The following is a 24,517-nucleotide window of genomic DNA, read 5'->3' as shown; positions in this document are numbered from 1 at the left end:
AAAGACTAATCGATTGGAGGACCTTTTAGATATGCGGCATTATAAAATTGCAGTCGCAGGGGCTGGTTACGTCGGAATGGCAAATGCTATGTTAATGGCCTTGCATAATAAAGTTACGGTGTTGGATATTGACGAAGAACGTGTGCAAATGCTTAATCGAAGTGTGTCTCCAATTGCTGATGATGAACTTGAAGATTATCTCACAAATAAAAAATATTGTTTGAGGGCAACGTCATCAGCACAGGAGGCATTTGAAGATGCAGATTTTGTAATAATTTGTACACCCACAGATTATAATTTTGAAAAAAACTATTTCGATACATCTTCTGTGGAAATGGTGTTGGATCATATCATATCTATTTGCCCGAAAACTGCCGTTATAATTAAATCTACTATTCCAGTAGGGTACTGTAAGGGCATTTTGCAAAAAAAGAAATATGCCTCTTTAAGGTTATTATTCTTCCCGGAATTTTTGCGAGAAGGTCACGCATTATACGATAACTTGTATCCATCTAGAATCATAGCGGGCATTACTGGACAAGCAGTTCAGCCTTATGCGGAAACTTTTATTTCTTTACTAAAACAAGGTGCACTCAAAAAAGACATTTCAACTTTGATTATGGATTCCACTGAAGCAGAAGCTGTAAAATTGTTTGCCAACTCATATTTAGCAATGAGAGTTTCTTTTTTTAACGAGTTGGATACCTATGCCGAGTCGCGCAACTTGAATTCTAAATCTATTATAGAAGGCGTATGTGCCGATCCCCGAATAGGAAGTCATTATAATAACCCCTCCTTTGGATATGGTGGGTACTGTCTTCCTAAGGACACCAAGCAACTACTGGCAAATTACAATGATGTACCTAATAATATAATTCAGGCTATTGTTGACGCTAATCGTACTCGTAAAGATTTTATCGCTGAACAAATTTTAAAAAGGGCTGGATATCCCCAAAAAGCGAATCCTATAGTTGGTGTTTACCGCCTAACAATGAAAACTAATTCTGACAATTTCCGTCATTCATCTATTCAGGGAATTATGAAACGCATTAAGGCCAAAGGAATCACTGTTGTAGTTTATGAGCCAGCCTTGGCAGAAAAGGTGTTCTTTAATTCTCGAGTAATTAAATCGCTTGATGAATTTAAGCAAATATGTGATATTATTGTAGCAAACCGTAATAATGAAGCACTGTACGATGTACAAGAAAAGGTTTATACTCGAGACCTTTTTAATAACAATTAGGTTAAGAAACGATATACAGACACCTGCTGCCGGCAGAAGAAGGACTGATCCCAAGTCAAACAGTCGACCTTTTAAGTTGTTACGCGGCCAAGTCGCGCGAGATTTCTCTCAAATGAGACCTTTTTGATCTGATAAGCTTTATTTCAGGCTACCAAATATGTCAATTCGCAAAAAACTGCACTGGTGATATCTTTTTCCGGAAAGAATCTGTCTCACAGAAGGTTTTGGTTAAGCATGATACAATATGTACTGCGGCGAAAGCAGATAGGTTAAAAGTTTTCTCTCACAATTTTGGTACTTCTTGCTGAAGCTTTTATCCAGTTTGTTGGGCTGTGACCAAAATTGGTAGATCAGCTTTGGTATTCAAGCCGCATTTCTTATATTTTAGCTGTAACAAACAGGCACAACAGCTCAAATGGCTTAATTTGTTTTGAATGAATGACAAAACTGTTTATCTGTAGCAATCCCCATCCTTTGCGAGACTTAATTTTAGCAAGAACCTTGGGGATTGGCGTGTAATAAGAAGGCTGGTCAGAGCATTAAGGTCTGACCGGCCTAGTTTGGCGAAGCGGAAGGGTTAACCACTTGTAACATAATTTAATTTATGTTATCATATCGTTGTTAATCACTTACTAATAACGTTGTCCTCATTAGGATTAACAAATGAATAATTGTTTATACTGATAAGACATGGGAAAAAGGCATGCAGCAGAATGTAAAAAGAAGAGGCGGCCAACTGTCTGTCCATTTATTGACCGTCGAGATTTGTTGCTCCCAGAATATGTGAGATGAGAAAGCGACCTCCAGCCAAAGTTGGCTTGGGCAGAGTACCCTTTCTGTTATAGGCGAAGCTGCCGAATTTCGCACAGTACATAGGAGTGCGATCCAGCTCGGTCTTTGGTGTAAAATGTATCAATCAGCATTTATTGCCGTTGCGACGTATACCTCATCGGAAAAGGGAGATTCCCATAGCTGTGTCAGCTTTATCATTTGACCCGCGCTGATATCCGCAGAAGTTTTAGTCTAGATACGGTGGCGAATTAAATGTGTGACAAAATGCTTGAAGCTGAGCAGGTAGCTGTTGGTTTGGAATTAGACCGCCAACTGCTGCGAAAGGAGAGCCGTGAAATTACTTCGTTATATTGCAAATTCATGGGGAAATCTTGGTACGATTGCGCTTCTCTCAAAAGCGTGGGAACGATATGTGATCGATAGAAAACGATTTCGCTCAGGAATTTATAGAACAGTTCCTGATATTGCAATACGGTGTGCTATACCGTCGGAAAATCAAAAGGTGTTTGCAAGTGAAGCTGGCCGGCCTTTCAGAATTTGTTATTTAACACATTGTTTTTTCCCTGATAAAAGCGGTGGTACCGAGCGTTTTGTCCTGAACCTGGCGAAAGAGCAACAACGAGCCGGCAACGATGTCCGAATCATTACTTTGGGGAAGCGTGATATACACTGCTACCATCATAGGGTTCAGAACATCCTTTATGAAAATTTTGAGTATGAGGGGCTCCCCGTCACTCAGCTTCGCTACCAACGGACACCGCGCGGATTATATTATGACGCATTTCTTGACGAAGAACCAAGTATGGCCGCCTTTGCACAAATTATTCTGGATGAATACCATTTCGATTTAATCCATGCGGCCTATCCACAGCCCTTTGCCGCTTTTCTTAAAGTATGCCGCATGCAGAAAGTTCCATATCTTGTAACCACGACCGACTTCAATGTCATGTGCCATTACTCAACCCTTGTTAATAAATCGGGTCAATTTTGTATTAGCAGTAATAAAGGGGCGCAGTGCCGAAAAGACTGTAAAACATATGGGCTCAAGGATCCATTAAAACGCTATCAAAAGGCTTCTGAGCTGTTGTGGGGCGCAGGATATATCACAGCCCCCTCGGAATTTGTCGCCCGTGTGCTGGCCCCGGAATTCGACAAACTTCCGATTTTGGTCGTACCGCACGGTATTTCAAAGGATTTTCACCCTACTTGTAACAGAATCCAAACCAGACGCTTTGTTTACGCAGGAACTCTTTCAGGTCTGAAAGGTGTTCATCTTTTGCTTGAGGCATTTCACAAGATATCGGGCAACGATTTAATACTGGATATTTATGGTGACGGAGATGCGAAATATATCAGTCAATTGAAAGCCCTGGCCAAAGGAGATTCGCGCATCGTTTTTCATGGTGGCATCTCCAATTCCGAGATAGCACAGGTATATCAAAATAGTGACTGCGTGATTGTTCCTTCGATTTGGTTTGAAACTTATAATTTCGTTCTTCGGGAGGCTCTTGCTTGTGGCTGTCTGGTCGTCGCATCGGAAATTGGCGCAATGCCGGAAGCAATGGCCGAAGGGAGGAACGGCTTTTTGTTTCCAGTAGGAAATGTTACGGCGCTACAAGAAGCTATAGAAAAGGCCATTGGGTTTGACTGGAATCTTTATCTACAGGCGTCATTCCCAAGAATTTCTGATGAAGCCGCGCGATATGAGGCGCTTTATCGTAAACTTTTGACGGGAGAGAAGTTCCATGCCGAAAATCAGCGTCATTATTCCGGCATATAATCATGAAAAATATATTGCAGCTACTATAGATTCCATTCTTGCGCAATCCTTTTCCGACTTTGAAATCGTAGCGATTGACGACGGTTCACCTGATCATACTGGGGAAATCCTAGATGCCTATGCCTGCAAAGATGCACGAGTACATGTCTATCATCAAAAAAATGTCGGTGTTGCTGAAACTTCAAACCGTGGAATTCAGTATGCCACAGGTGAGTGGATTGCCTTCTGCGGCAGTGACGATACCTATCCTCCCAGAGCGCTGGAGCATCTGCTGAAAAAAAGTGATCAAATGGATGTAGTGATTGGCGAGTACACCTGTCGCTCGGATCGGGGATTGTCCCAGTATATGCGTTATCGCCGCAGAAGGAACTCGTTCACTGGTTTGATGTTTGCCTCCGGCGCGATGTGGGGAAAGCTTTTCCGCCGCACATTTTTGGTTGAGCACCAGCTTTACTTTCCAACACTTACCATGGAAGAGGACGTTGTGTTCATTGCGCAGATGGCAGTTCTCTCCCCGCAATATTCAATTGTTAGAAAAAACACCTATTATTATTGGAACCACGATGGCGATGGCGCACCATCGCTAACTCACCGCAGCGACATTAACTCCTTCGAGCAGCGACTGAGAGGTAAGCAGATGATGCTCGATATTTTTCGTGAGCATTACTTCACTGCGGATTGGGAAACCCATTTTATTGGCAGTGCATTAACCTTGGCAGATTATCTGTTGGGCCTCTTTCAGCCACAGGATCGGGAACGGGCATTTGCACTTTTTTGTGACTTTCTCTTCCAATATGACTGGAGCGGTAAGGACCGCCAATTTGAAGGGTATTTTAACATGCGGTTGGACGAAATGCTCGCCGGCGGAATCGAGCTGTTCTACCAAAGGAATATGCAGTTTGATCTTAAAGATAGAATCTATTATAAGTTTGCCACAGGGCAAATTGGCTTCCGATATATTATAAAATATATGGAGGCATGGGCAAGATTCAAACTTTCCCTCTACAGAAAACGAGGAGGATAAAACAGTGAATGTTAAAAAGACAACCTTCGCTCAACGTCGTAACGATACGGGAATGCTGACCTTTCTAGAGGCTCGTCGAGACATTCCGTTTGATATCAAACGTATCTATTATATTTTCGATGTTGCCCAGGGGGCGCGTCGCGGCTTTCACTCCCATAAAACGTTAGAGCAATATCTTATCTGTATCCATGGAAGTTGTAAAATCTTGTTGGATGACGGGAAAACTCAGGAGAATATCCTATTGGATGATCCAAGTACCGGTTTATATGTTGGTCCCGATACTTGGAGGGAGATGTACGATTTTTCATCAGGGGCCGTGTTGTTGGTGCTCGCTTCCGAGTACTATAGCGAGGACGATTACATCAGGGATTATAATAGCTTCTTGGCTTACTTGAAGGAGAAACAGATATGAGGGTTCCGTTCTCAGATTTTTCTCCCATGCACGGAGAAATTCGAAACAAAATGATTGATACTTTTGTTAAGGTTTACGATGCCAACTGGTTCATCGGCGGTCAGTATTGCGATAAATTTGAGAAGGATTTTGCCCGTTTTTGTGGAACTTCTCACTGCATTGGATGTGGAAATGGTCTTGATGCATTGCATATGATACTGCTGGCGGCGGGTATTGGCAAGGGCGATGAAGTGATTGTTCCAGCGCAGACCTACATTGCAACGGCGTTAGCAGTAACATACGCCGGAGCAAATCCGGTATATGTGGATATTGAATCTCAATATTATTCGCTTGATCCGATGCTTGTGGAAGCTGCGATTACCCCCCGGACCAAAGCAATTATCCCGGTGCATCTGTATGGACAAGTGGGCCGTTTCGACGAAATTGCTGCCATCGCCAAGCAACATAATCTACTGTTGCTTGAAGACGCCGCACAGGCGCACGGAGCCTCCTACAAAGGTTGCCGTGCGGGCAGCCTTGGCGATGCCGCGGGCTTTAGCTTCTATCCCGGAAAAAACCTCGGGGCGCTAGGTGACGGCGGCGCGGTTTGCACCAATTCCGACAGTATTGCCGACATGGTGCGCGCGCTGGGGAATTACGGCTCACACAAAAAATACATGCACGAATACAAGGGTTTTAATTCTCGCCTTGACGAGCTTCAGGCGGCATTACTCGACATTAAGCTCGACTGCCTTGAGCGCTGGCATGAGAGTCGGTCACGGATCGCACAACGCTATTTGGCAGGAATCAAAAACCCAATAATACAGCTCCCCGCCGTCAATCCAGACAGTGTGCACGCCTGGCACTTATTTGCTGTGATGGCCAAAGACCGTCCCCGGCTCGAAGAGCATCTTTGTAAGCACGGTATTGGCTATCAGATCCATTACCCAGTGGCGATGCATCTGCATCAAGCTTACCGCGATCTTGGGTACCACAAGGGGGATTTCCCTGTAGCGGAGAGGTCCGCAATGCAGGAACTGAGCCTGCCGATTTATTATGGAATGCCAGATGATCAGATTGATTATGTGATTAATGTGTTAAACGGTTTCTAGAATTTTTATTAGCAACAAACATTACACTAAGTTCATTTTACAGGTACGGGAGAGGTATATGGCACGGATAATCGTTAGTTACTACAAAATGCAGGAAGTAGAAATAAATAGCCGGATGTACTACTTTGAAGCATTCGCTAAGGAACTTAAGGAGCAGGGTAACGATGTATTTATATTAAATACTGCGTATTTTAATCAATATAACTCCAATATTGTCCACAAAAAACATTTAAATAAATTGCTTTTGGATGCCGCTATTCACTTTGATCCGGAACTAATTATCACTTTTAATCACAGGATTCCAAAATCATTTTTAGAGTATTTTGATCTCCCAATTATAATCTGGGATGGTGATAGTCCGGAATATTTGTGTGATTCGGAATATATAAAAGCGAATATAGGTAGATATAAGATCTTTACGATTACTAATAGCTGGAATTCCCAATATTTGAGTTGGGGGTTTTCCCCATCCAACATCTTTTATATGCCGAATGCCACATCGATAAAAGCTGTTCCGATGGAACAAACTATGAATGTTTCCTTTTTAGGGGCGCGTCTCTGGACAGATTTAACGGTATCTCGAAATCTCAAACGCAACGATTTGCTGACAGAGTTTAAATCTATTGTTGAAGAAAGCTTGACGACAGGAAATGTAAACCCTGACTATTACCTCAATAAGTATTTAAAAGGCGAAAAAGAACTCTATGGATGGGACAAGAAGAAAATATATTCGCTTTTTGACTATCGTTGGTTAACTTTGTCCAATATGCTCGACCTCGGATTAACCATCAGTGGACATCACGCTAGGTGGAACGATTTTGCGGAATTTATGCCTCAACTAGTAGCAGCTTACAATCCGCAGCGCGTCTGGACGTTGGAAGAAAATTGCTCATTTTATAACAGTTCAAAGGTGTCCCTTTGTCCTATGCATCCACAGGCGGCTGGCCATGCGTTTTCTTGGCGTGCCTTTGATGTTATGGCATCAAATGCCTGTCTGTTGGCTTCTGAGAGTTCCGAGCTTCGTGACTTAACAAAAGGCTATTTAGAAATACCGACCTTTTCCTCCCCTTACGATGCACGGACTTTGTGTAAGCAGCTCCTTTTAGATAATAACAGACGACGGGAGTACGTGGCAAAATCCCAACAATATATTGAAGAAAATGCACGATGGGTCTATCGTTTTAGGGATGCACAGGACATACTTCATATTCCTTTGGTTGAACTGAATAGAGAAGGGCAACTTGTTGATATTTTGGTTGAAGACGAGGATATCGTTTGCTGTTTGAATGCCCATAGCCCAGATGTTGACAAAACCAGCATGCCATGCTTTTTATTCAACAGAAATGCAGATATTTGTGATTTGAAGGTTAATCTACAAAGAATATTTGAGAAAAGAAATATCAAGCGCGGAATGAAAGTGGGATTGGGGTGCGTTATTATCGCTGCTCTTCTACGTTTAACACAGACGGCCGGAACGATAATACCTTTATTTACGGCTCTGTTTTCATATACTTTCTTTATATATTTATCTGTGGCACTTTGTTGGATTGGATTTTTTATGATAGCAGCGGAATGCATTGTTGTTTCAATGAAATTAGTAGCCAAATTTCAAACATACTTCAAAAGAAGAAACGGTGGGATGTCCATATGAGCGTTGTACCTTTATCAGCCTTTATATTGAAAGGCATCCAGTTTTTGAAAAAAAAGGGCTACGATCGACCCATGCGGGAATTAGGGTACATGGCTTCCTTAGCCGGAATTTTGGCTATGATAGCATTTACTGGAGCCAGTTTCTTTCTTTTTGGTGTAGCTTTATTTGTCGGCGGAGTTTTTCTTGGTGTAGGAGGAATTGCCATCCCACTACTGTTGGCTTTGAGGGGGAGAATGCAATATAAAGCAACCAACTTGAAAACAGATTCACAGCGAGCGAGGGTTTTACAATATAAAAAAAATTTAAGAAAAGTAAGGAAAGAGCATAACTTGATTCATGTTGTTTTTTATTGTGATGGGGGTGAATTTTGGAATACATTTGACGCCTTATATCATCGCTTACAAAAAGATGCTCGATTTAGAGTATCCATCCTCGCTGGTCCTGAAATGTTGCATGATAACATTGTTCATTATCATGCTTGTAATTTTTTAGAGTCCCTTGGGCTTCCATATATCAAGGGATATATAGAAGAGGATAAACGGTGGATTAACTTACATGAAATTACGGCGGATTATGTCTTTTACAACAGACATTATCTTTCCAAGCAGCCGAAGGCACTGTCGCACATTGCAGCAAAACAAATAGGAAAGACTTGTTATATTCCTTATGCTACATGTTCAGCCTCCGGAGAAACTCAAGATACCGTTTGCGGATTCAATGAGCTAAAACACTTTGATTTTGTGTTTACAGAAAATGAAAAGCTAACAGAAATTTATGAAAGCTATAAGCATAAATGTCCTGGGGCCAGGACTACCATTGCTACTGTTGGAAGTCCAAAATTTGAAAAGATTAAAATGCTTTCACTAGCCTCCGTAGATGATAGTAAAAAATACAAACAAATCATTTTGTATACACCAAGATGGCGATTTACAGAAGGAACATGTAGTTTCTTTGATTTATATGAGTATTTCTTTGAGTTAGTACAGAAACATTCAGATGTTTATTACATATTTCGCCCTCACCCATTGATGCAATCAGAGATCTCAATTAATTGGGGTAGAAAAAAATGGGAAGATTTTCAAGCCTTATTTAAACAGTACCCAAATTGTGAGATAGATACGAATGCATCCTATGACTTATCCTTTACTCGTGCTACGGTTTTGGTATCAGATTTAAGCTCTATGATGTTTGAATTTATTGTAACGGCAAAGCCTGTAATATATATACATAAAAAAGAGGTTTTCAACCGCTTTGGCAGTAGCGTAGCGTGCGGATTTTATCATTGTGTCAATGTTGATCAGGTTGATTCTTGCTTGGATGCGCTTAGGGAAGGAAAAGATTCCTTAAAAGAGAAAAGAGAAGCTGTACTTAAAAAAGAGTATCTTTTGAGTGATGGACATTCTATCGACAGAATTAGGGACATCTTAATAGAGGATACTGCATTAACTTGTCATGTAAAATGAACGGGGGGGAAAATAGTGATACATCCATTGTCTGATGTGACAAGCAAGCACATTGGAGAGGGCACAAATATTTGGCAATTCTGTGTTGTACTGGATGGAGCTAAGATAGGAAACGGTTGCAACATTTGCAGTCACTGCTTAATTGAGAGTAATGTTGTAATTGGAAATAATGTTACAATTAAGTGTGGTGTCCAAATTTGGAATGGAATGACCATTGATGATAATGTTTTTATTGGACCAAATGCAACATTTTGTAACGACAAATATCCGATCTCGAAAAATAAAAACTTTAAGCTGGAAAGAATACATATACATAAAGGCGCGTCTATTGGAGCCAATGCCACTATTCTTCCGGGTGTGGAAATTGGCGAGTACGCTTGTATCGGGGCTGGGGCTATAGTGACAAAAGACGTACCTGAAGGTGCTTTAATCATCGGAAAATTTTAAAATGCATTTTTATTGGCAAAATATTAGCATTTTGCAGAAAGGCAGGATTAAATGGATATTGCAATAATAATCGCCGGCGGCAGCGGTCACCGGATGCAGCAGGATATCCCAAAGCAATTTTTAAATGTATATGATAAACCCGTCTTGGTTTATACATTGGAAGGCTTTCAAAGGCATCCTGAAATCGATGCAATAGAAGTGGTTTGCCTTGACGGATGGCACGATATTCTATGGGCCTATGCGAAACAATTCAATATTGATAAGCTCAAATGGGTTGTTTCGGGCGGAGCGACCGCGCAGGAATCCATTCGCAATGGTGTGTTCAACTTAAAGGAGGTGTGTACTTCCGATGACATTATCGTCATACATGACGGAATACGCCCCATGGTAGATAATGGAGTGCTAAACGATATCCTAATCAAGTGTAGGCAGTATGGCAATGCTGTAACATCGCTTCCGTATACAGAACAGATATTTGTGGCGGATGATGATGAAATTTCCACAACACGGTATATCCCGCGTGATATGTTGCGACGCGTATCCACGCCACAGGCTTATCGCTTTAAAAAGTTGCTTTGGGCTTATGAAAAAGCATTTGCAGAGGGAGTTGGAATTCAAAACTCTACTTATGCAAATACATTGATGGTGGATTTGGGAGAGCGCCTTTATTTGGCTGCAGGTTCTGAAAAAAACATTAAGTTGACTACCAAAGACGATCTTGAGATGTTTAAGACGTATATAAAGATGGAAAAGGATAGTTGGCTGAAATAGGAGATTTTAAAAATGCGATTGTTGGAAAATAAAAAGTACCAACAGATACTCGATCGTCTACTTTTGGATTTTCCAATGTGGGAGAAACTTAATGGAAAGACCATTTTTATTTCTGGCGCTTCAGGGATGATAGGCAGCCTCTTGGTAGACGTGATTATGGTACGAAATATGCGTTCTTCTAAGGAGTCGCGCTGCCATATCATAGCCTCTGGTAGGAATGAAGCAGTGGCAAAAAAACGTTTTTACAAATGGTATGATCAAGAGGAATTTTCTTTTCTGCCACATGATATCAGTAATCCGCTCAGGCTGTCGTATACGCCGGATTTTTTGATTCACGCCGCAAGTACGACTCATCCACTCGCATATTCACAGGAACCAATAAACACGATTCTTGCCAATATTATGGGAACACACAATCTTTTGGAGCTTGCCGCTGAAAATACGCAAAGCCGTTTTTTACTTCTTTCCAGTGTCGAAATTTACGGAGAAAACCGTGGCGATACAGAATACTTTGCGGAGGATTATTGTGGGTATATAAACTGTAATACACTACGTGCCGGTTATCCAGAGGCGAAGCGCACCAGCGAGACGCTCTGTCAAGCCTATATTACACAGCGAAATGTGGATGCCTGCACTATTCGCTTGCCGCGTATCTACGGCCCCACAATGCGAATGTCGGATACAAAAGCGATTGCGCAGTTTATAAAGAAAGGATTATCAAAAGAGGATATCATCTTAAAAAGTAAAGGAAACCAGCTCTACTCTTATGCTCATACCGCTGATGCTGTCCAAGGTATCTTATGGGTGCTTTTGTGTGGGGAGGTTGGGCAGGCTTATAATTTAGGCGACCATCGTTCTGATATCACATTGTATGAACTGGCTCAAACTGTTGCACAATACACGCAAACAAAGGTGGTATCCGAACTGCCCGATGAAATAGAAGGCAGAGGATACTCAACAGCAACTAAAGCACTGTTGAATGCAGAAAAGCTGTCTAAACTCGGTTGGAAATCACGATATGATATTAAAACCGGTATTTGTGAAACCATCGATATTTTGCAGGACGTATTTCAGAAGGGTGATATGACATGAAAGGAATTATTTTAGCAGGAGGTTCTGGTACCCGCCTTTATCCGCTGACCCGTGCGGTTTCCAAGCAAATGCTCGCAATCTATGACAAGCCGATGATTTATTACCCGCTGTCTACCCTGATGTTGGCAGGAATTCGAGAAATTTTAATTATTTCAACACCTCGCGATATCCCTGCCTTTAAAGAACTGTTGACGGATGGAAAACAGCTTGGTCTCAGCCTTACCTATGCTGTGCAGGAAAAGCCAAACGGTATTGCGGAAGCGTTTATCATTGGAGAAAAATTTATCCACAAGGACTCGGTCGCATTGGTATTGGGGGATAATATTTTCTACGCTCGCGGTTTTACCGAAATTCTGCAAAGAGCTGCCTCCCGTGAAAAAGGTGCAACAATATTCGGTTATCCGGTTCAGAATCCGAGTGAGTTCGGCATTGTCGAATTCGACTCTGATGGCAACGTCCTTTCCCTGGAAGAAAAGCCCAATAAACCAAAATCGAATTATGCCATACCGGGATTGTATTTCTACGATAACAGTGTGGTGGAGATTGCTAAAGAGATTAAGCCTTCTGCGCGCGGTGAAAAGGAAATTACGTCGGTAAATAACGAGTACCTACTTCGTGGCCTGCTACGGGTCGAGCTGCTCGGCCGCGGTATGGCATGGTTGGACACAGGAACATACGACGGGTTGCAGGAGGCCTCAACATTTGTTAATATTATTCAAAAACGCCAGGGACTCTACGTTTCATGTATAGAGGAGATCGCTTACCGAAAAGGCTTTATCGATAAGGATCAGCTTTTAAAACTAGCCCAACCACTAATGAAGACAGAATACGGAAAGTATTTGGTGATGATTTCGGAGGAAGAAATATGAAAAATATTCTGATTACCGGCGGGGCGGGATTTATCGGTTCAAATTTTGTGCACCACGCATTGGAAAAATATAAAGAAATTAATGTTGTGAACCTTGATGCCTTGACCTATGCCGGAAATCTGGAAAACTTGAAATCGATCCAAAACGATCCGCGTTATACTTTTGTAAGAGGGGATATTCGCGACCGGGCTTTGATAGAAGATTTATTTAGGACGTATAATTTTGATACTGTAGTAAACTTTGCTGCCGAAAGCCATGTGGATCGCAGTATAACAGAACCTGAAGTTTTTCTTACGACCAACATTATCGGCACACAGACGCTGCTGGATGCCGCCAAAAGGGCGTGGAAGAAAGCGCCGGAGGACAAGTACTCCCGCGAATATATTGACGGTGTGAAATTTTTGCAGGTATCCACCGATGAAGTTTATGGGGCACTTGGAAAGACGGGTATGTTTACAGAGACCACTCCGCTTTCCCCAAACAGTCCATACTCCGCTTCTAAGGCTAGTGCGGACATGGTGGTGCGCGCCTATCATGAGACATATGGCATGCCGATTAATATTACGCGCTGTTCCAATAACTACGGCCCCTATCAATTCCCTGAAAAGTTGATCCCGCTGATGATCCATAATTGTCAAAATGACATCCCACTGCCGGTATATGGCGACGGTATGCAAATTAGAGATTGGTTATATGTTGAAGATCATTGCAGTGCAATATGTACAGTTTTGGAAAAAGGAGTTATCGGCGAGGTATATAATATCGGTGGCAATAATGAGAAAGCAAATATTGAAATTGTAAAGCTATTATTGAATTCTCTGGGAAAGAGCGAGAGCCTGATAACCTATGTGCAGGACCGCCCTGGGCATGACAGGAGATATGCCATAGACAATACCAAGATAACCACGCAGCTTGGCTGGAGCCCGGCGTATACATTTGAGCGGGGAATTGAGAAGACCATTGACTGGTATCTGAATCATTGTGATTGGATGAAGAGAATTACATCAGGAGCGTATCAAAATTATTATAAAGCCATGTACCGATAAAAAGAGATAGAGTGAGGGATTCCTGTGTTTCAAAAAATGATACGGTATCGTTTTTTATTTGAGGAGCTGGTTAAGCGAGATTTTAAACAAAAATATAAACGAACGGTGCTGGGAATGCTCTGGAGTCTTCTTGCGCCTTTGTTACAATTGGCCGTGATGGCGCTGGTCTTTACCCGATTTTTTGGCCGCAGCACCGAGCATTATGTTATTTATCTATTCTGTGGAAACCTCCTTTTTTCCTATTTCAATGATGCCACTACTGGTGGAATGCGATCCCTAATGAGCAATGCTTCTGTCTTTACAAAGGTCGATGTACCAAAATATATGTTTTTACTTTCTCGTAATATCCAGGCATTTATCAATTTCTGCTTGACACTGGTTATCTTTTTCATTTTTATTGCAATCGAGCCAGGGTTGCCTTTTCGCTGGAGTTTCTTTCTCCTGCTCTACCCTATCGCTTGTATCACCATCTTCAATATCGGGGTTGGAATGGTACTTTCGGCGCTCTATGTGTTCTTCAGAGATATTGAATATCTGTATAGCGTTTTTACTATGCTGTTGATGTATCTTTCAGCAATCTTTTACAACATCAGCGCCTATTCTCTAAATATCCAATATTTATTTTACGCTAATCCTGTTTATGTCTATATTCGTTACTTCCGCAAGATTGTTATTGATAACAGCATTCCCGCACCAAGTTTTCATTTGCTCTGCGCCTTCTATGCGCTGGTGATGCTCGGAATCGGTTGTTGGATGTACAAGAAATATAACCACAGATTCCTGTATTATGTATAAGGGGGCAGCAGTATGATTTTAGAGTTGCACGATGTTGCTATCCGTTATATGACCGGAGATTTCAAGGAGATCGGCATTAAAGAATATGTAATACGAAAACTCAAACACAACTACACTGTCCGGGAATTCTGGGCAGTGGACGGCGTAAATTTTTCACTTGAGCAAGGAGATATGCTCGGCATTATAGGAACAAACGGTGCAGGAAAATCAACACTTCTCAAAGCAATTTCCGGCATTATGGAACCGACCAAAGGCAGTGTCTACCGCGAGGGCACAATTGCTGCGCTACTCGAATTAGGCAGCGGCTTTGATGGCGACCTGACAGTAAAGGAGAACACTTACCTGCGCGGTGCAATGCTGGGCTATACCCGTAAGTTTATGGATAAAACCTACCGTGATATTATTGCATTCGCTGAATTGGAGGAATATGAGGATCGGCCGTTTAAACAGCTCTCCTCCGGGATGAAATCCCGTCTGGCCTTTTCCATCGCCTCTCAAGTTCGCCCTGATATTCTGATCCTCGACGAAGTGCTTTCGGTTGGAGACGGCGCGTTTCGTCAAAAGAGCGAAAATAAAATGCGGGAGATAATCGGTAGCGGAGCCACGACGATCTTGGTTTCCCATATGCTGCAACAAGTACGCGAAATGTGTAGCAAAATACTTTGGTTACACAAGGGCAAACAGATTGAATTTGGCGATGATGTCGAGGCTATTTGCGATAGGTATCAAAATTTTTTGGATGGTAAGATAAAGCTTTAGTTTAATTTTGTTTATCTGTTCACCTGCTCATTGTCTTAGCCTGTCCAGGTCTTCCTCACTCAGTGACTTCTGGAATTTACCTCTAATAATAATTTTTGGTCAGTATCCCGCGCTTATTGCTAGCAACCTATTGGCTAAATCTCTCTGGTAAACATCGCGATGATATCGCGGAAATCAAACTACTATAGTTCCAGATATCTCAAATAAATGAGGACCATATGCAAATCATCTTTTACCCCCAGCAGGATTCCTCGCAGGAGTTGCGTGAACAAATCCTCGCGCTCGAGGACCGTGCCTGGCCATCTTTGCGCGGTGCCCCCTGGCCGCAGAGGGAGCACCGCGTTTCCCTTTGCGGTAAAGAGAACGGCCTGCTGATCGCCCACGCCGCCGTCGCGGCTGCCGCGCTTTCCTATAAGGGACAATCCTACCGCGCCTTCGGGCTGTGCGAGGTGGTCGTTGCCCCCGAATATCGGGGCCGGGGATTGGCCCTTGCTCTGATCGCCGCCGCCCGGGAAACTATGCAGCGGGAGGGCGCAGATTTGTGCGTTTTCACCTGTGAGCCTGAGCTTTGCGGGCTGTACACCCGTGCCGGATGGCGGCAATTGGACCGTCTTTCCGTTTGCGGCGGGACCGCCCCAGGAGCCCTTCACAGCGATTCACTGGGGCTGTGCACCCTGCTGAGCTTATTTTCGCCCAAGGCGGTTTCCCATCAAAGCGACTTTGCATGCGGGGAGCTGATCCTCCCCCTGGAGGAGGGCGAGCTGTGGTGAGCGCGCCCGGCAAACCATCTGAAACGGAGGTACCTTCATGAACCGTTCGCTCGGCGTCGGCTACTGCGGGCTGGTCTGCGCCCTGTGCAGCGAGAGCGAGGGCTGCCCCGGCTGCAAGCAGGGCGGCTGTCCTAAAAAAGACAGCTGCAAAAATTATCTCTGCTGCACACAAAAGGGATATTCCGCCTGCCACGAATGCGCCGGGTTTCCCTGTACGGATAGCATCCTACATAAAATGCGCATACGCGCTTTCGAGCGCTTCATCGCCCGCTGGGGCGAAGAAGCGCTGCTCGACTGTATGGAACGAAATGAACGCCAGGGGCTGGTCTACCACTATCCGGGCGGACATGTCGGGGACTATGACAAGCCGCAGAGCGAGGAGGAGATCATCGCCCTGGTTTTAAACGGAAAGGAGCAATCACAACTATGAAAAACTTTTCTTATTATACCCCCACCCGGGTGGTCTTCGGCAAGGGGGCCGAGCTGCAGACCGGGGAGCTCATCAAGGCGCAGGGCGCCAAAAAAGCGCTGATCCACTACGGCGGCGGCAGCGTCAAGCGCACGGGGCTGCTGGAGAGGATCTGCCAGTCCCTGGATGATGCGGGGGTGGAATACGTCCTGCTCGGCGGGGTGGTGCCCAATCCCCGGATGTCCAAGGTCTACGAGGGGATCGAGCTCTGCCGGCGCGAGGGGGTCGACTTCCTGCTCCCGGTGGGCGGCGGCAGCGTGATCGACTCGGCCAAGGCGATCGGCTACGGGCTGTGCTACGACGGGGATGTCTGGGACTTCTACGCCAAGAAGGCGGTCCCCAAGGCCTGCGCTCCCATTGGCGCGGTGCTCACCCTCTCGGCGGCGGGCAGCGAGATGAGCGATTCATCGGTGCTCACCAACGAGGAGGGCTGGCTCAAGCGCGGCTGCAACAGCGATTTGTGCCGCTGCCGCTTCGCGGTGATGAACCCCGAGCTGACCTACACCCTGCCCCCCTACCAGACCGCCTGCGGGGCGACCGACATCCTCATGCACACCATGGAGCGCTACTTCACCCGCGAGCCGGACACCTCCCTGACCGACGCGCTGGCCGAGGGCCTCATGCGCACTGTGATCGAGAGCGCCAGGACGGCGCTGCGCGATCCTCAAAACTACGACGCCCGCGCCCAGATCATGTGGGCGGGCAGCCTCTCGCACAACGGCCTCACCGGCTGCGGCACGGTGGGCGACTGGGCCAGTCACCAGCTCGAGCACGAGCTGGGCGGCATGTTCGACGTGGCCCACGGCGCGGGGCTCGCCGCAATCTGGGGCAGCTGGGCGCGGTACGTCTATAAGGAAGACCCGGCGCGCTTCGCGCAGTTCGCGGTCAACGTGCTGGGGTGCAAAAACGATTTTGCCGACCCCCGGCGCACCGCCCTGCGCGGGATCGAGGCGATGGAGGACTTCTACCGCTCAATCGGGATGCCCACCAACCTGCGCGAGCTGGGGGTCGAGCCGACCGAGGAGCAGTTCCGTGAGCTCGCCTACAAGTGCAGCTTCCAGAACACCCGCACCATCGGCAGCTTCAAGGTGCTTAACATCGACGACATCGAAGCCATCTACCGGATGGCGAAATAACGATAAAAACGGGGAGCTTTATGAAAAGCTCCCCGTTTGTTTTATGTAGCCTATTTTACCTTCGCGGCGGCGCGCTGCTGGAACTTGTCCCGGTTGACGATCAGCCGCAGGTGGGTCCCCTTGCCGACGATCCCCTCCCGGTCCTCGCAGAAGATCTTGAAGAGCACCTTCTTCCCCTCGATCTTGATGATTTCGGCGGTAGCGGTGATCTCCATCCCGGCGGGCACGGCGCTGATATGGGCCAGGTCGATCTGCGCGCCGACGGTGGTCTCCCCCTCCTTGAGGCAGTCCTGCACGCAGGCACAGGCGGCCTGTTCCATCAGCGAGAGCATGACCGGCGTGGCCAGCACGCCCACATCCCCGCTGCCCAGGGCGCTGGCGAGCATCCCCTCGTCAACCTTGGCGCTGACCTGATACGATTTCCCCATATGCATATTCTGTTTCCATTCCTTTCCCAGACACCGGCGCCGATTCCACCCGGCAGTTTCACCAAACATCTATATGTTGCATTATAAAAAAAGACGAATTGTTTGTCAATCCTAAATCGACATGTTATAATACCTTTGGTTTATTTTTCTTAATAAAAGGTGGTGCTTTGCTTGCTGCTCGAGCTCGATCATATCTGTAAAAGTTTCGGCGTGGACGTCGTGCTGCAGGACGTCTGTCTCTCTTTGGAGGAGGGGGACCGGATCGGCCTGCTCGGGCGCAACGGCGCGGGCAAGTCCACTTTACTGAATATCATCACCGGAAGGCTGGACTACGATTCCGGCTCGCTTTCCATCGGCCGCGGGGTAACCCTCGGCTATCTGCAGCAAAACGGCGCGCTGGACCTGCAAAACACCATCGAAAGCGAGGCCGCCTCGGTCTTCCACGACACCCTTGAGCTGGGGCGGCAGCTGGAGGCGCTGCGCCTGCGGTTGTCATCCCTCCCGCAGGACGATCAGTCCCGCGCCGGGCTGCTCGAGGAATATGACCGGATGAACACCGCCTTCGAGGCGCAGGACGGCTACCAGATCGACGTGAAGATCAGCACCGTCCTCAACGGCATGGGCTTCGGGAATTACGACCGCCGCCAGCCGGTGGCTGAGCTCAGCGGCGGGGAGAAGACCCGCCTGGCCATCGCCAAGCTCCTGCTGCAAAACCCCCAGGTGCTGATTTTGGACGAGCCGACCAACCACCTCGATTTCGTCACGCTGGGCTGGCTGGAAGAATACCTGCGCGCCTACCGCGGGGCGCTGATCGTGGTCTCCCACGACCGGTATTTTCTGGACAGCGTGGTCAGCGACATCTGCGAGCTCGAGCGGCATGCCCTGACCCGGTACAAGGGCGGGTATTCCCAGTTCGTGCGCCAGAAGGAGGAGCGGCTCGACTACTGGCGCAAGCAGTACGAACGCCAGCAGGAGGAGATCGCCAAGATGGAGGACTACGTCGCGCGCAACCTGGTGCGCGCCTCCACCTCGGGCAGCGCCAAGAGCCGGATCGCCGCGCTCGAGCGCATGGAGCGCATCGACCGCCCGCCCGGGGAGCTAAAGGATTGCAAGCTGCGCTTCGCGCTGGATTTCGAGCCCTACAAGGACGTGCTGATCGCCGAGGAGGTTTCGGTGCGCGTCGGCGAGGGGGAAAGTGAAAAGCTGCTCTGCCAGGACATTGGCCTGCACATCGAAAAGGGCGAGAAGGTCGCCGTCATCGGCCAAAACGGGGTGGGCAAGTCCTCCCTGCTGCGGGCGCTGCAGGGGATGATCCCCCACGGCGGCCGGGTTAAATGGGGTACCAACGTCAAAATTTCCTACTTCGAGCAGGAGAACCGCCAGCTCTCGCCGCAAAAGACGGTGATCGCCGAGCTGCGCGACCGCTTTCCGCGCAAGAGCGAGACTGAGCTGCGCACCCTGCTCGGCTCCCTGCTGCTGCAGGGGGACGACATCTATAAGCAGATACGCGACCTCTCGGGCGGCGAGCGGGCCAAGGTCGCCTTCGCGCTGATCATGCTCGAGCGGGCGAACGTGCTGATCCTCGACGAGCCGACCAACCATCTCGACTACTCCACCAAGGAGGTGCTCGACGAGGCGCTCTCCTCCTACCAGGGCACCATCCTGATGGTCTCGCACGACCGGTACCTGCTCAACCGCGTCCCCAGCCGGATCATCGAAATGTTCCCCGACCGGCTGCAGAGCTACGCCGGCGGCTACGACTACTATAAGGAGCACAAGGTTTCCCCGCAGGAGGTGCCGCAGCAAAGCGAGCCGCAGGAGCAGCCAAAGCAGAACCCCTATTACCGCTCCAAGGCCCAGCGCGCCGCCGAGCAGCGCCGCAAAAGCCGGCTCTTATCACTCGAGGGCGAGGTCTCAGCCCTCGAGGAGGAGATCGCCGCGATGGAGCGGCAGCTCGCCTCGCCAGAGCTCGCCAGCGATTATCAAAAGCTGGGTGAGCATTGCGCCCTGCTCGAGGAGCGCCGCGCGCTGCTCGGCGCGCGCATGGACGAGTGGCTCGCCCTCACCGAGGAAACGGAGTAATTATGCCCCATAAGGGATCGATGCAGGAAGGGCCCGCCGGCTTCGGCGGGCCCTTCCTGTTGGGGATGTTTTCCTCAGCGGCGAAATTGGGGGATCGCCGCCATATAGACGGGCCGTAGGCCCGCCGGTAAACCCATGGGGGGATATGGGTGTTACCCGATGTTAATCAGCCGCCCTGGAAGACCCGCAGCACGGGCGCGGTGGCGGTCACGGCGTTGCCGGAGGCGTCGGTGTAGGAGACCTCTCCCATCACCCAGACGTTTTCAAAATCCCAGCCCGCGTCTTCAAAGCGGGACTGATCTGCGAACTGCGAGAGCTCCAGCGGGGCGGCGTTGGTGTTGTCGCCCGAGGGTAGGCTCCCGTAGCTGGCAACACCCTTGAGGTAGAAGGAATTTCCCACCGTACCAGAGCGGATGTAGGCGGCGATGCCCGCCGGCTTCGGGGAGGTGAGCTTAGCCGGCATGGCATAGGTCTTGTCAATCTGTGAAGAGTAGGACATGCAGCCGGTGATCCCGCCTGCACCGTAGGACTCGTCCTTCGTTGTCGTCAATTGGCCGCCCACGGTGTAGCAGTTCTCGATCCTGCCCTCGGCCCAATGTACAAGGGGGCTGGCATGGTTGTTTGCGCTCGCGTCGATGTCCTTGCCGTAACAATACTCCACAACCGACGTGGTATCCCCAGAAACCGGGCCCGCGCCGTTGGTGCCGGAAAAGGACAGCTCTTCAAAGCCTAGGTTGCGCAAGGTCGATCCCTTTACGCCAAAGATCGCCGCGCTGCTGTTCGCAGCGGTGCAACGCACCGAGCCGTCCCGGATGACATGCCCGTTGCCGTCATAAACGCTGCCGGCGCCGAGCTTTACCTCTTCGTTTTTTTGCTGCGAGTAGGTGTGGTCCCCAAAAATGATGTCCGCCGTCTGCATATAATAGCATTTCTGCGTGGCGTGCTGGTTGATGTGCAGCAGCTGCCCGAGCGTCCCGACGAGATAGGGGTCGGCCTCGGTGCCGCTGCCGATCTGGAAGCGGTCCGCCGTGGCGCAGGAACAGCCCTTGGCCGCGCTGGCCTCTATGCTGGCGCTCGCCGCGCGGTCAAACCCCGCGCGTTCGCCGGAGGGATAAGCCGTCACCCGCACGGTATATGTGCCGGGATTGGCCGCGTCGATATTTTCAATTGGCAGGAAGCAAGCGGCATCCGCGACATGCTCGCGGGAGGCGATTACGCGCTCCCCCTCGAGCAGCTCATAGGTGTAGTCCTTCGTCCGGGTACTGGCGGGGTCCAGCGCCACATGAAAGCCATACTGCCGCTGTGCGCTCCCGGCCTGCGCCGTGAGGCGCAGAGCGCCCTCCTGCGCCGCGGCCGGAAGGGCTGCAAGCGCCAGCAGGCAGGCGGCCAGGGCCGCGCCGATCAGATGTTTCATGCCATTTCCTCCCCATCGGAAAAGACCGGTACCATACGTTACTGTAGGTCTTTTTTTAAGTCTCAATATCCAGAATATACCAAAATTAAATAAATTTTATAACAGTTCGTCCTAATTATATCCTGTTCTGGGAGAGAATGCAAGCAAAAAGGGCCGTAAACGGCCCTATCCCCTTTAAAAAAAGACCTGTAGTAACGTATACTATAGGCCTTTTTATTTTTCTGCCATTGCATGCCTTCAGCGCTTTGCAAAGACCCGCAGCACGGGCGCCGCGGCGGTCACGGCATTGCCGGACGCATCATTATAAGTGATTTCCCCCATTGTCCAGACATTCTCAAAATCCCAGCCCGCGGCTTCAAAGCGGGACTGGTCCGCGAACTGTGAAAGCTCCAGCGGGGCGGCGTTGGTGTTGTCGTTGCCCGGTAGGCTCCCGTAGCTGGCGGTGCCCTTGAGGTAGAAGGAATTGAGGATGGAACCCGCGCGGATATAACCGATCCCGCTGATCTTCGGCGCACTCAGCTTGGCGGGAAAGGCATAGGTTCTCGCTACGGTGGGAGATACCGCACCGGGACTGCCCAGATACCCGATCAGACCGCCCGAACCGTAAGTGCTGTCCGAAGTCGAGCTCGCCTTGATCCCGGCGGTATAGCAGTCCTCCGCCCCGATACCCCAGCAGTTGATCAAGCCGCCCGCGTGGTTTCTTCCCACCGCGTTGATGTTAATTGCATAGCAGCGCTTGACCGTCCCGCTGTGGCCGCCAACCGGCGCCGCGCCGTAGCCTGAGCTGTTGACCGAAAAGGTCATGTCCTCAAAGCCCGTATTGAGCAGGTTCCCGTTCTTGAGCGAAAACACCTCGGCATTGTCCCCGGTTCTGGTGACCTTCACCGACCCGCCCCGGATCACATGCCCGTTCCCGTCATAGGTGCTGCCGCTGTGCAGCTTGACGACACCGTAGTCGTCCACCATACTGGTGTAGTCCCCGAACTGGATGTCCGCCGTCTGCATATAGTAGCATTTCTGCGTGGCGTGCTGGTTGACGTGCAGCAGCTGCCCGAGCGTCCCGACGAGGTAGGGATCGTTTTCGGTGCCGCTGCCGAGCTGGAAGCGGTCCGCCGTGGCACAGGAGCAGCCCTTGGCCGTGCCAAATTCCTTCTGGATGCTCGCCGCCCGCTCAAACCCCGCCCGCTCGCCGGAGGGATAAGCCGTTACCCGCACGGTATACCTGCCGGGACTGGCCGCGTCGATATTGACGATCGGCAAAAAGCAAGCCGTGTCCGCGACATGCTCGCGGGAGGCGATTACGCTTCCCCCCTCGAGCAGCTCATAGCTGTAGTCCTTCGCCCGGGCGCTGGCAGGGTCCAGCGTCACGTATACGCCGTATTCCCGCCGCGCGCCGGCCTGCTGCGCCGTGAGGCGCACACCGCTCTCCTGCGCTGCGGCCGGGACGGCCGACAGGACCAGCAGGCAGGCCGCCAGGACCGCGCCAATCCATCGTTTCATACCATTCTCTCCCTTTCACAAAAGACCGATAGCATAGCATGCTTCCGGTCATCCCCTGGCAGGGAATCGGCAAAAAGACAGGTTCCGGCTTGAATTTTCTCCCAGAACCGGGTATAATTAGGACGGAATTTGACGAAGCGGACGCTTTATTTCCACAAACCGGAAAATACAGCGCAAAAAAAGACCTACAGCATGCTATGCTATAGGTCTTTCTTTTTATCTTGTCATTCCCACTTATTTTTTGGACTTGGGCTTTTTGGGCGGCTTTCCCTCGATGAGGGGGTGCTTCTTTGAGGCAAATGCGCCGGTGGAAATGGGCAGCCCCTTCTTCTCCAGCCGCCACTCGGCGAACTGCCGGATGAGCGAGTAGATCACCGCAAAGAGGGGTACGCCGATAAACATCCCGACCAGCCCCAGCAGGCTGCCGAACACGGTGATCGAAAAGACCACCCAGAAGGCGGAAAGCCCGGTCGAATCGCCTAAAATCTTCGGGCCGATGACATTCCCATCCAGCTGCTGCAGCAGCAGCACGAAGAGCGCGAACCACAGCGCGGTGACCGGCTCGACCATCAGCAGGATCAGGATGGAGGGGATCGCCCCGATGAACGGCCCGAAATAGGGGATGATGTTCGTCACCCCGACGATCACGCTGATCAGCATGGCGTAGGGCATTTGGAACAGGTTCATGCCGCAGAAGCAGAGCACCCCAATGATCAGCGAGTCGAGCAGCTTGCCCGAGATGAAGCCGCTGAAAATCTCATGGCTCTGGTGGGTGATGTCCAGAATTTTCTGAACCACCGGGCTGGGGATCAGGGCGTTCATCAGCTTTTTGATCTGCGCGAAGAAGCGCTCCTTGCTCAGCAGCATATAGATCGAGATGATGATCCCCAGGATGAAATTGAGCACCCCGGTGGTGACCGAAAGGGTCGCCTTCCAGACGTGGGGGATCGCGTCGGTGAGCACCCCGGTCACCGAGCTGAGCACCTGCTCGAACGCCTTCATGATCTGCTGTAAGGTCGAGGTCGGCAGGTTATACAGGTCATATTTCGCGATGATGTCGTTGGCGAACGCCTCCACACTAGTCATCCAGCCCGGGATCTGCACCGCGATACTCGTCACGCTCGAGACGATCTGCGGGATGACGATCCAAAAGAAGATGGTCAAGACGATGATGGTGACGATGTAGGTCAGAATCAGGCAGATCACCCGCCGCGTACCGCGGCGCAGGCGCTCCCCCGTGAGCCTTGCCAGCAGCCGCTCGATGGCGTTGAGAATGGGACACAGGATGTATGCGAGCACGAACCCGATGATGAAGGGGGTGAGCAGGGAAACGAAATTCCCCAGATACGCCCATATCTTCGGGAAGTTGATGATCGCCGCAACCACCACGGCCGAGACGGCAACCACCAGCACCGCATAGATCGCGATGGTGTTATATTTCCTGTTAAAGTCCGGCTTCACGCAGCAGCCTCCATTTCAAATT

General features: G+C 49.0%; 22 protein-coding genes. 18 read left to right on the top strand and 4 right to left on the bottom strand.

Annotated features, from left to right (window positions below; translation table 11 throughout):
• Nucleotides 1-31: 31 nt before the first annotated feature.
• The 17 genes from EDD78_RS10305 to EDD78_RS10225 all read left to right on the top strand — a co-directional run bounded on the left by EDD78_RS10305 (nucleotide 32) and on the right by EDD78_RS10225 (nucleotide 17,610).
• The gene (locus tag EDD78_RS10305; RefSeq protein ID WP_132084880.1) at nucleotides 32-1,243 is read left to right on the top strand and encodes a nucleotide sugar dehydrogenase; all 1,212 of its coding nucleotides are present in this window, start codon (nucleotides 32-34) and stop codon (nucleotides 1,241-1,243) included.
• Between the two features lie 1,123 nt (nucleotides 1,244-2,366).
• Nucleotides 2,367-3,815 carry a glycosyltransferase gene (locus EDD78_RS10300; RefSeq protein ID WP_132084879.1) on the top strand — a complete coding sequence of 483 codons (1,449 nt, stop codon included), beginning with the start codon at nucleotides 2,367-2,369 and terminating at the stop codon, nucleotides 3,813-3,815.
• Nucleotides 3,781-4,839 carry a glycosyltransferase family 2 protein gene (locus tag EDD78_RS10295; RefSeq protein ID WP_132084878.1) on the top strand — a complete coding sequence of 353 codons (1,059 nt, stop codon included), beginning with the start codon at nucleotides 3,781-3,783 and terminating at the stop codon, nucleotides 4,837-4,839. The genes EDD78_RS10300 and EDD78_RS10295 overlap by 35 nt, the downstream gene beginning before the upstream one ends.
• A 4-nt stretch (nucleotides 4,840-4,843) precedes the next feature.
• Complete coding sequence (locus EDD78_RS10290; RefSeq protein ID WP_207668672.1) at nucleotides 4,844-5,251, top strand: sugar 3,4-ketoisomerase; 408 nt, start codon at nucleotides 4,844-4,846, stop codon at nucleotides 5,249-5,251.
• Complete coding sequence (locus tag EDD78_RS10285; RefSeq protein WP_132084877.1) at nucleotides 5,248-6,342, top strand: DegT/DnrJ/EryC1/StrS family aminotransferase; 1,095 nt, start codon at nucleotides 5,248-5,250, stop codon at nucleotides 6,340-6,342. The genes EDD78_RS10290 and EDD78_RS10285 overlap by 4 nt, the downstream gene beginning before the upstream one ends.
• Nucleotides 6,343-6,400: 58 nt before the next feature.
• The gene (locus EDD78_RS10280) at nucleotides 6,401-7,993 is read left to right on the top strand and encodes a glycosyltransferase family protein (protein WP_132084876.1); all 1,593 of its coding nucleotides are present in this window, start codon (nucleotides 6,401-6,403) and stop codon (nucleotides 7,991-7,993) included.
• A complete protein-coding gene (locus tag EDD78_RS10275) occupies nucleotides 7,990-9,456 on the top strand; it encodes a CDP-glycerol glycerophosphotransferase family protein (RefSeq protein ID WP_165873191.1) in 1,467 nt (488 codons plus the stop codon). Before EDD78_RS10280 ends, EDD78_RS10275 begins: the two co-directional genes overlap by 4 nt.
• A gap of 15 nt (nucleotides 9,457-9,471) precedes the next feature.
• Nucleotides 9,472-9,903, top strand: coding sequence for an acyltransferase (locus tag EDD78_RS10270; protein ID WP_132084874.1), 432 nt, complete (start codon nucleotides 9,472-9,474; stop codon nucleotides 9,901-9,903).
• Nucleotides 9,904-9,954: 51 nt separating this feature from the next.
• Nucleotides 9,955-10,674, top strand: a complete 720-nt coding sequence (locus tag EDD78_RS10265; RefSeq protein ID WP_132084873.1) for an IspD/TarI family cytidylyltransferase — start codon at nucleotides 9,955-9,957, stop codon at nucleotides 10,672-10,674.
• A 12-nt stretch (nucleotides 10,675-10,686) separates the two neighbouring features.
• On the top strand, nucleotides 10,687-11,766 hold the full coding sequence (locus tag EDD78_RS10260) for an NAD-dependent epimerase/dehydratase family protein (RefSeq protein WP_132084872.1): 1,080 nt from the start codon (nucleotides 10,687-10,689) through the stop codon (nucleotides 11,764-11,766).
• Nucleotides 11,763-12,635 carry a glucose-1-phosphate thymidylyltransferase RfbA gene (gene rfbA / locus EDD78_RS10255; protein ID WP_132084871.1) on the top strand — a complete coding sequence of 291 codons (873 nt, stop codon included), beginning with the start codon at nucleotides 11,763-11,765 and terminating at the stop codon, nucleotides 12,633-12,635. Before EDD78_RS10260 ends, rfbA begins: the two co-directional genes overlap by 4 nt.
• Nucleotides 12,632-13,681: a dTDP-glucose 4,6-dehydratase gene (rfbB, locus tag EDD78_RS10250; protein ID WP_132084870.1), complete on the top strand. Its 1,050-nt coding sequence runs from the start codon at nucleotides 12,632-12,634 to the stop codon at nucleotides 13,679-13,681. Before rfbA ends, rfbB begins: the two co-directional genes overlap by 4 nt.
• A gap of 24 nt (nucleotides 13,682-13,705) precedes the next feature.
• Nucleotides 13,706-14,476: an ABC transporter permease gene (locus EDD78_RS10245; protein WP_286170844.1), complete on the top strand. Its 771-nt coding sequence runs from the start codon at nucleotides 13,706-13,708 to the stop codon at nucleotides 14,474-14,476.
• Between the two features lie 12 nt (nucleotides 14,477-14,488).
• The gene (locus EDD78_RS10240) at nucleotides 14,489-15,235 is read left to right on the top strand and encodes an ABC transporter ATP-binding protein (RefSeq protein WP_132084868.1); all 747 of its coding nucleotides are present in this window, start codon (nucleotides 14,489-14,491) and stop codon (nucleotides 15,233-15,235) included.
• A 218-nt stretch (nucleotides 15,236-15,453) separates the two neighbouring features.
• Nucleotides 15,454-16,005, top strand: coding sequence for a GNAT family N-acetyltransferase (locus EDD78_RS10235; protein WP_132084867.1), 552 nt, complete (start codon nucleotides 15,454-15,456; stop codon nucleotides 16,003-16,005).
• Nucleotides 16,006-16,042: 37 nt separating this feature from the next.
• Entirely contained in the window at nucleotides 16,043-16,435 is a 393-nt protein-coding gene (locus tag EDD78_RS10230; RefSeq protein ID WP_079698619.1) for a DUF3795 domain-containing protein, read from the top strand.
• Nucleotides 16,432-17,610 (top strand): iron-containing alcohol dehydrogenase, encoded by a 1,179-nt coding sequence (locus tag EDD78_RS10225; protein ID WP_132084866.1) that lies wholly within the window; start codon nucleotides 16,432-16,434, stop codon nucleotides 17,608-17,610. Before EDD78_RS10230 ends, EDD78_RS10225 begins: the two co-directional genes overlap by 4 nt.
• A gap of 50 nt (nucleotides 17,611-17,660) precedes the next feature.
• Here the strand turns inward: EDD78_RS10225 and EDD78_RS10220 are convergent, their stop codons facing one another.
• Nucleotides 17,661-18,038, bottom strand: a complete 378-nt coding sequence (locus EDD78_RS10220) for a thioesterase family protein (RefSeq protein WP_159448929.1) — start codon at nucleotides 18,036-18,038, stop codon at nucleotides 17,661-17,663.
• Between the two features lie 171 nt (nucleotides 18,039-18,209).
• On the opposite strand from EDD78_RS10220, the gene EDD78_RS10215 reads away from it, so the two are divergent.
• Nucleotides 18,210-20,120 (top strand): ABC-F family ATP-binding cassette domain-containing protein, encoded by a 1,911-nt coding sequence (locus tag EDD78_RS10215; RefSeq protein WP_165873190.1) that lies wholly within the window; start codon nucleotides 18,210-18,212, stop codon nucleotides 20,118-20,120.
• Between the two features lie 166 nt (nucleotides 20,121-20,286).
• Here EDD78_RS10215 and EDD78_RS10210 read toward each other — a convergent pair whose 3' ends face one another.
• The 3 genes from EDD78_RS10210 to EDD78_RS10200 all read right to left on the bottom strand — a co-directional run bounded on the left by EDD78_RS10210 (nucleotide 20,287) and on the right by EDD78_RS10200 (nucleotide 24,495).
• Nucleotides 20,287-21,534, bottom strand: a complete 1,248-nt coding sequence (locus EDD78_RS10210) for a hypothetical protein (protein ID WP_132084864.1) — start codon at nucleotides 21,532-21,534, stop codon at nucleotides 20,287-20,289.
• 237 nt (nucleotides 21,535-21,771) lie between these two features.
• Nucleotides 21,772-23,034 (bottom strand): hypothetical protein, encoded by a 1,263-nt coding sequence (locus EDD78_RS10205; protein ID WP_132084863.1) that lies wholly within the window; start codon nucleotides 23,032-23,034, stop codon nucleotides 21,772-21,774.
• Between the two features lie 234 nt (nucleotides 23,035-23,268).
• On the bottom strand, nucleotides 23,269-24,495 hold the full coding sequence (locus EDD78_RS10200) for an AI-2E family transporter (RefSeq protein ID WP_079698613.1): 1,227 nt from the start codon (nucleotides 24,493-24,495) through the stop codon (nucleotides 23,269-23,271).
• Nucleotides 24,496-24,517: the final 22 nt, after the last annotated feature.

Source organism: Harryflintia acetispora (assembly GCA_004340125.1).
Taxonomy (GTDB): Bacteria; Bacillota; Clostridia; order Oscillospirales; family Ruminococcaceae; genus Harryflintia; species Harryflintia acetispora.
The sequence above is the reverse complement of the archived record's forward strand: the minus strand, read 5'-3'. Positions and strand labels throughout refer to the sequence as shown.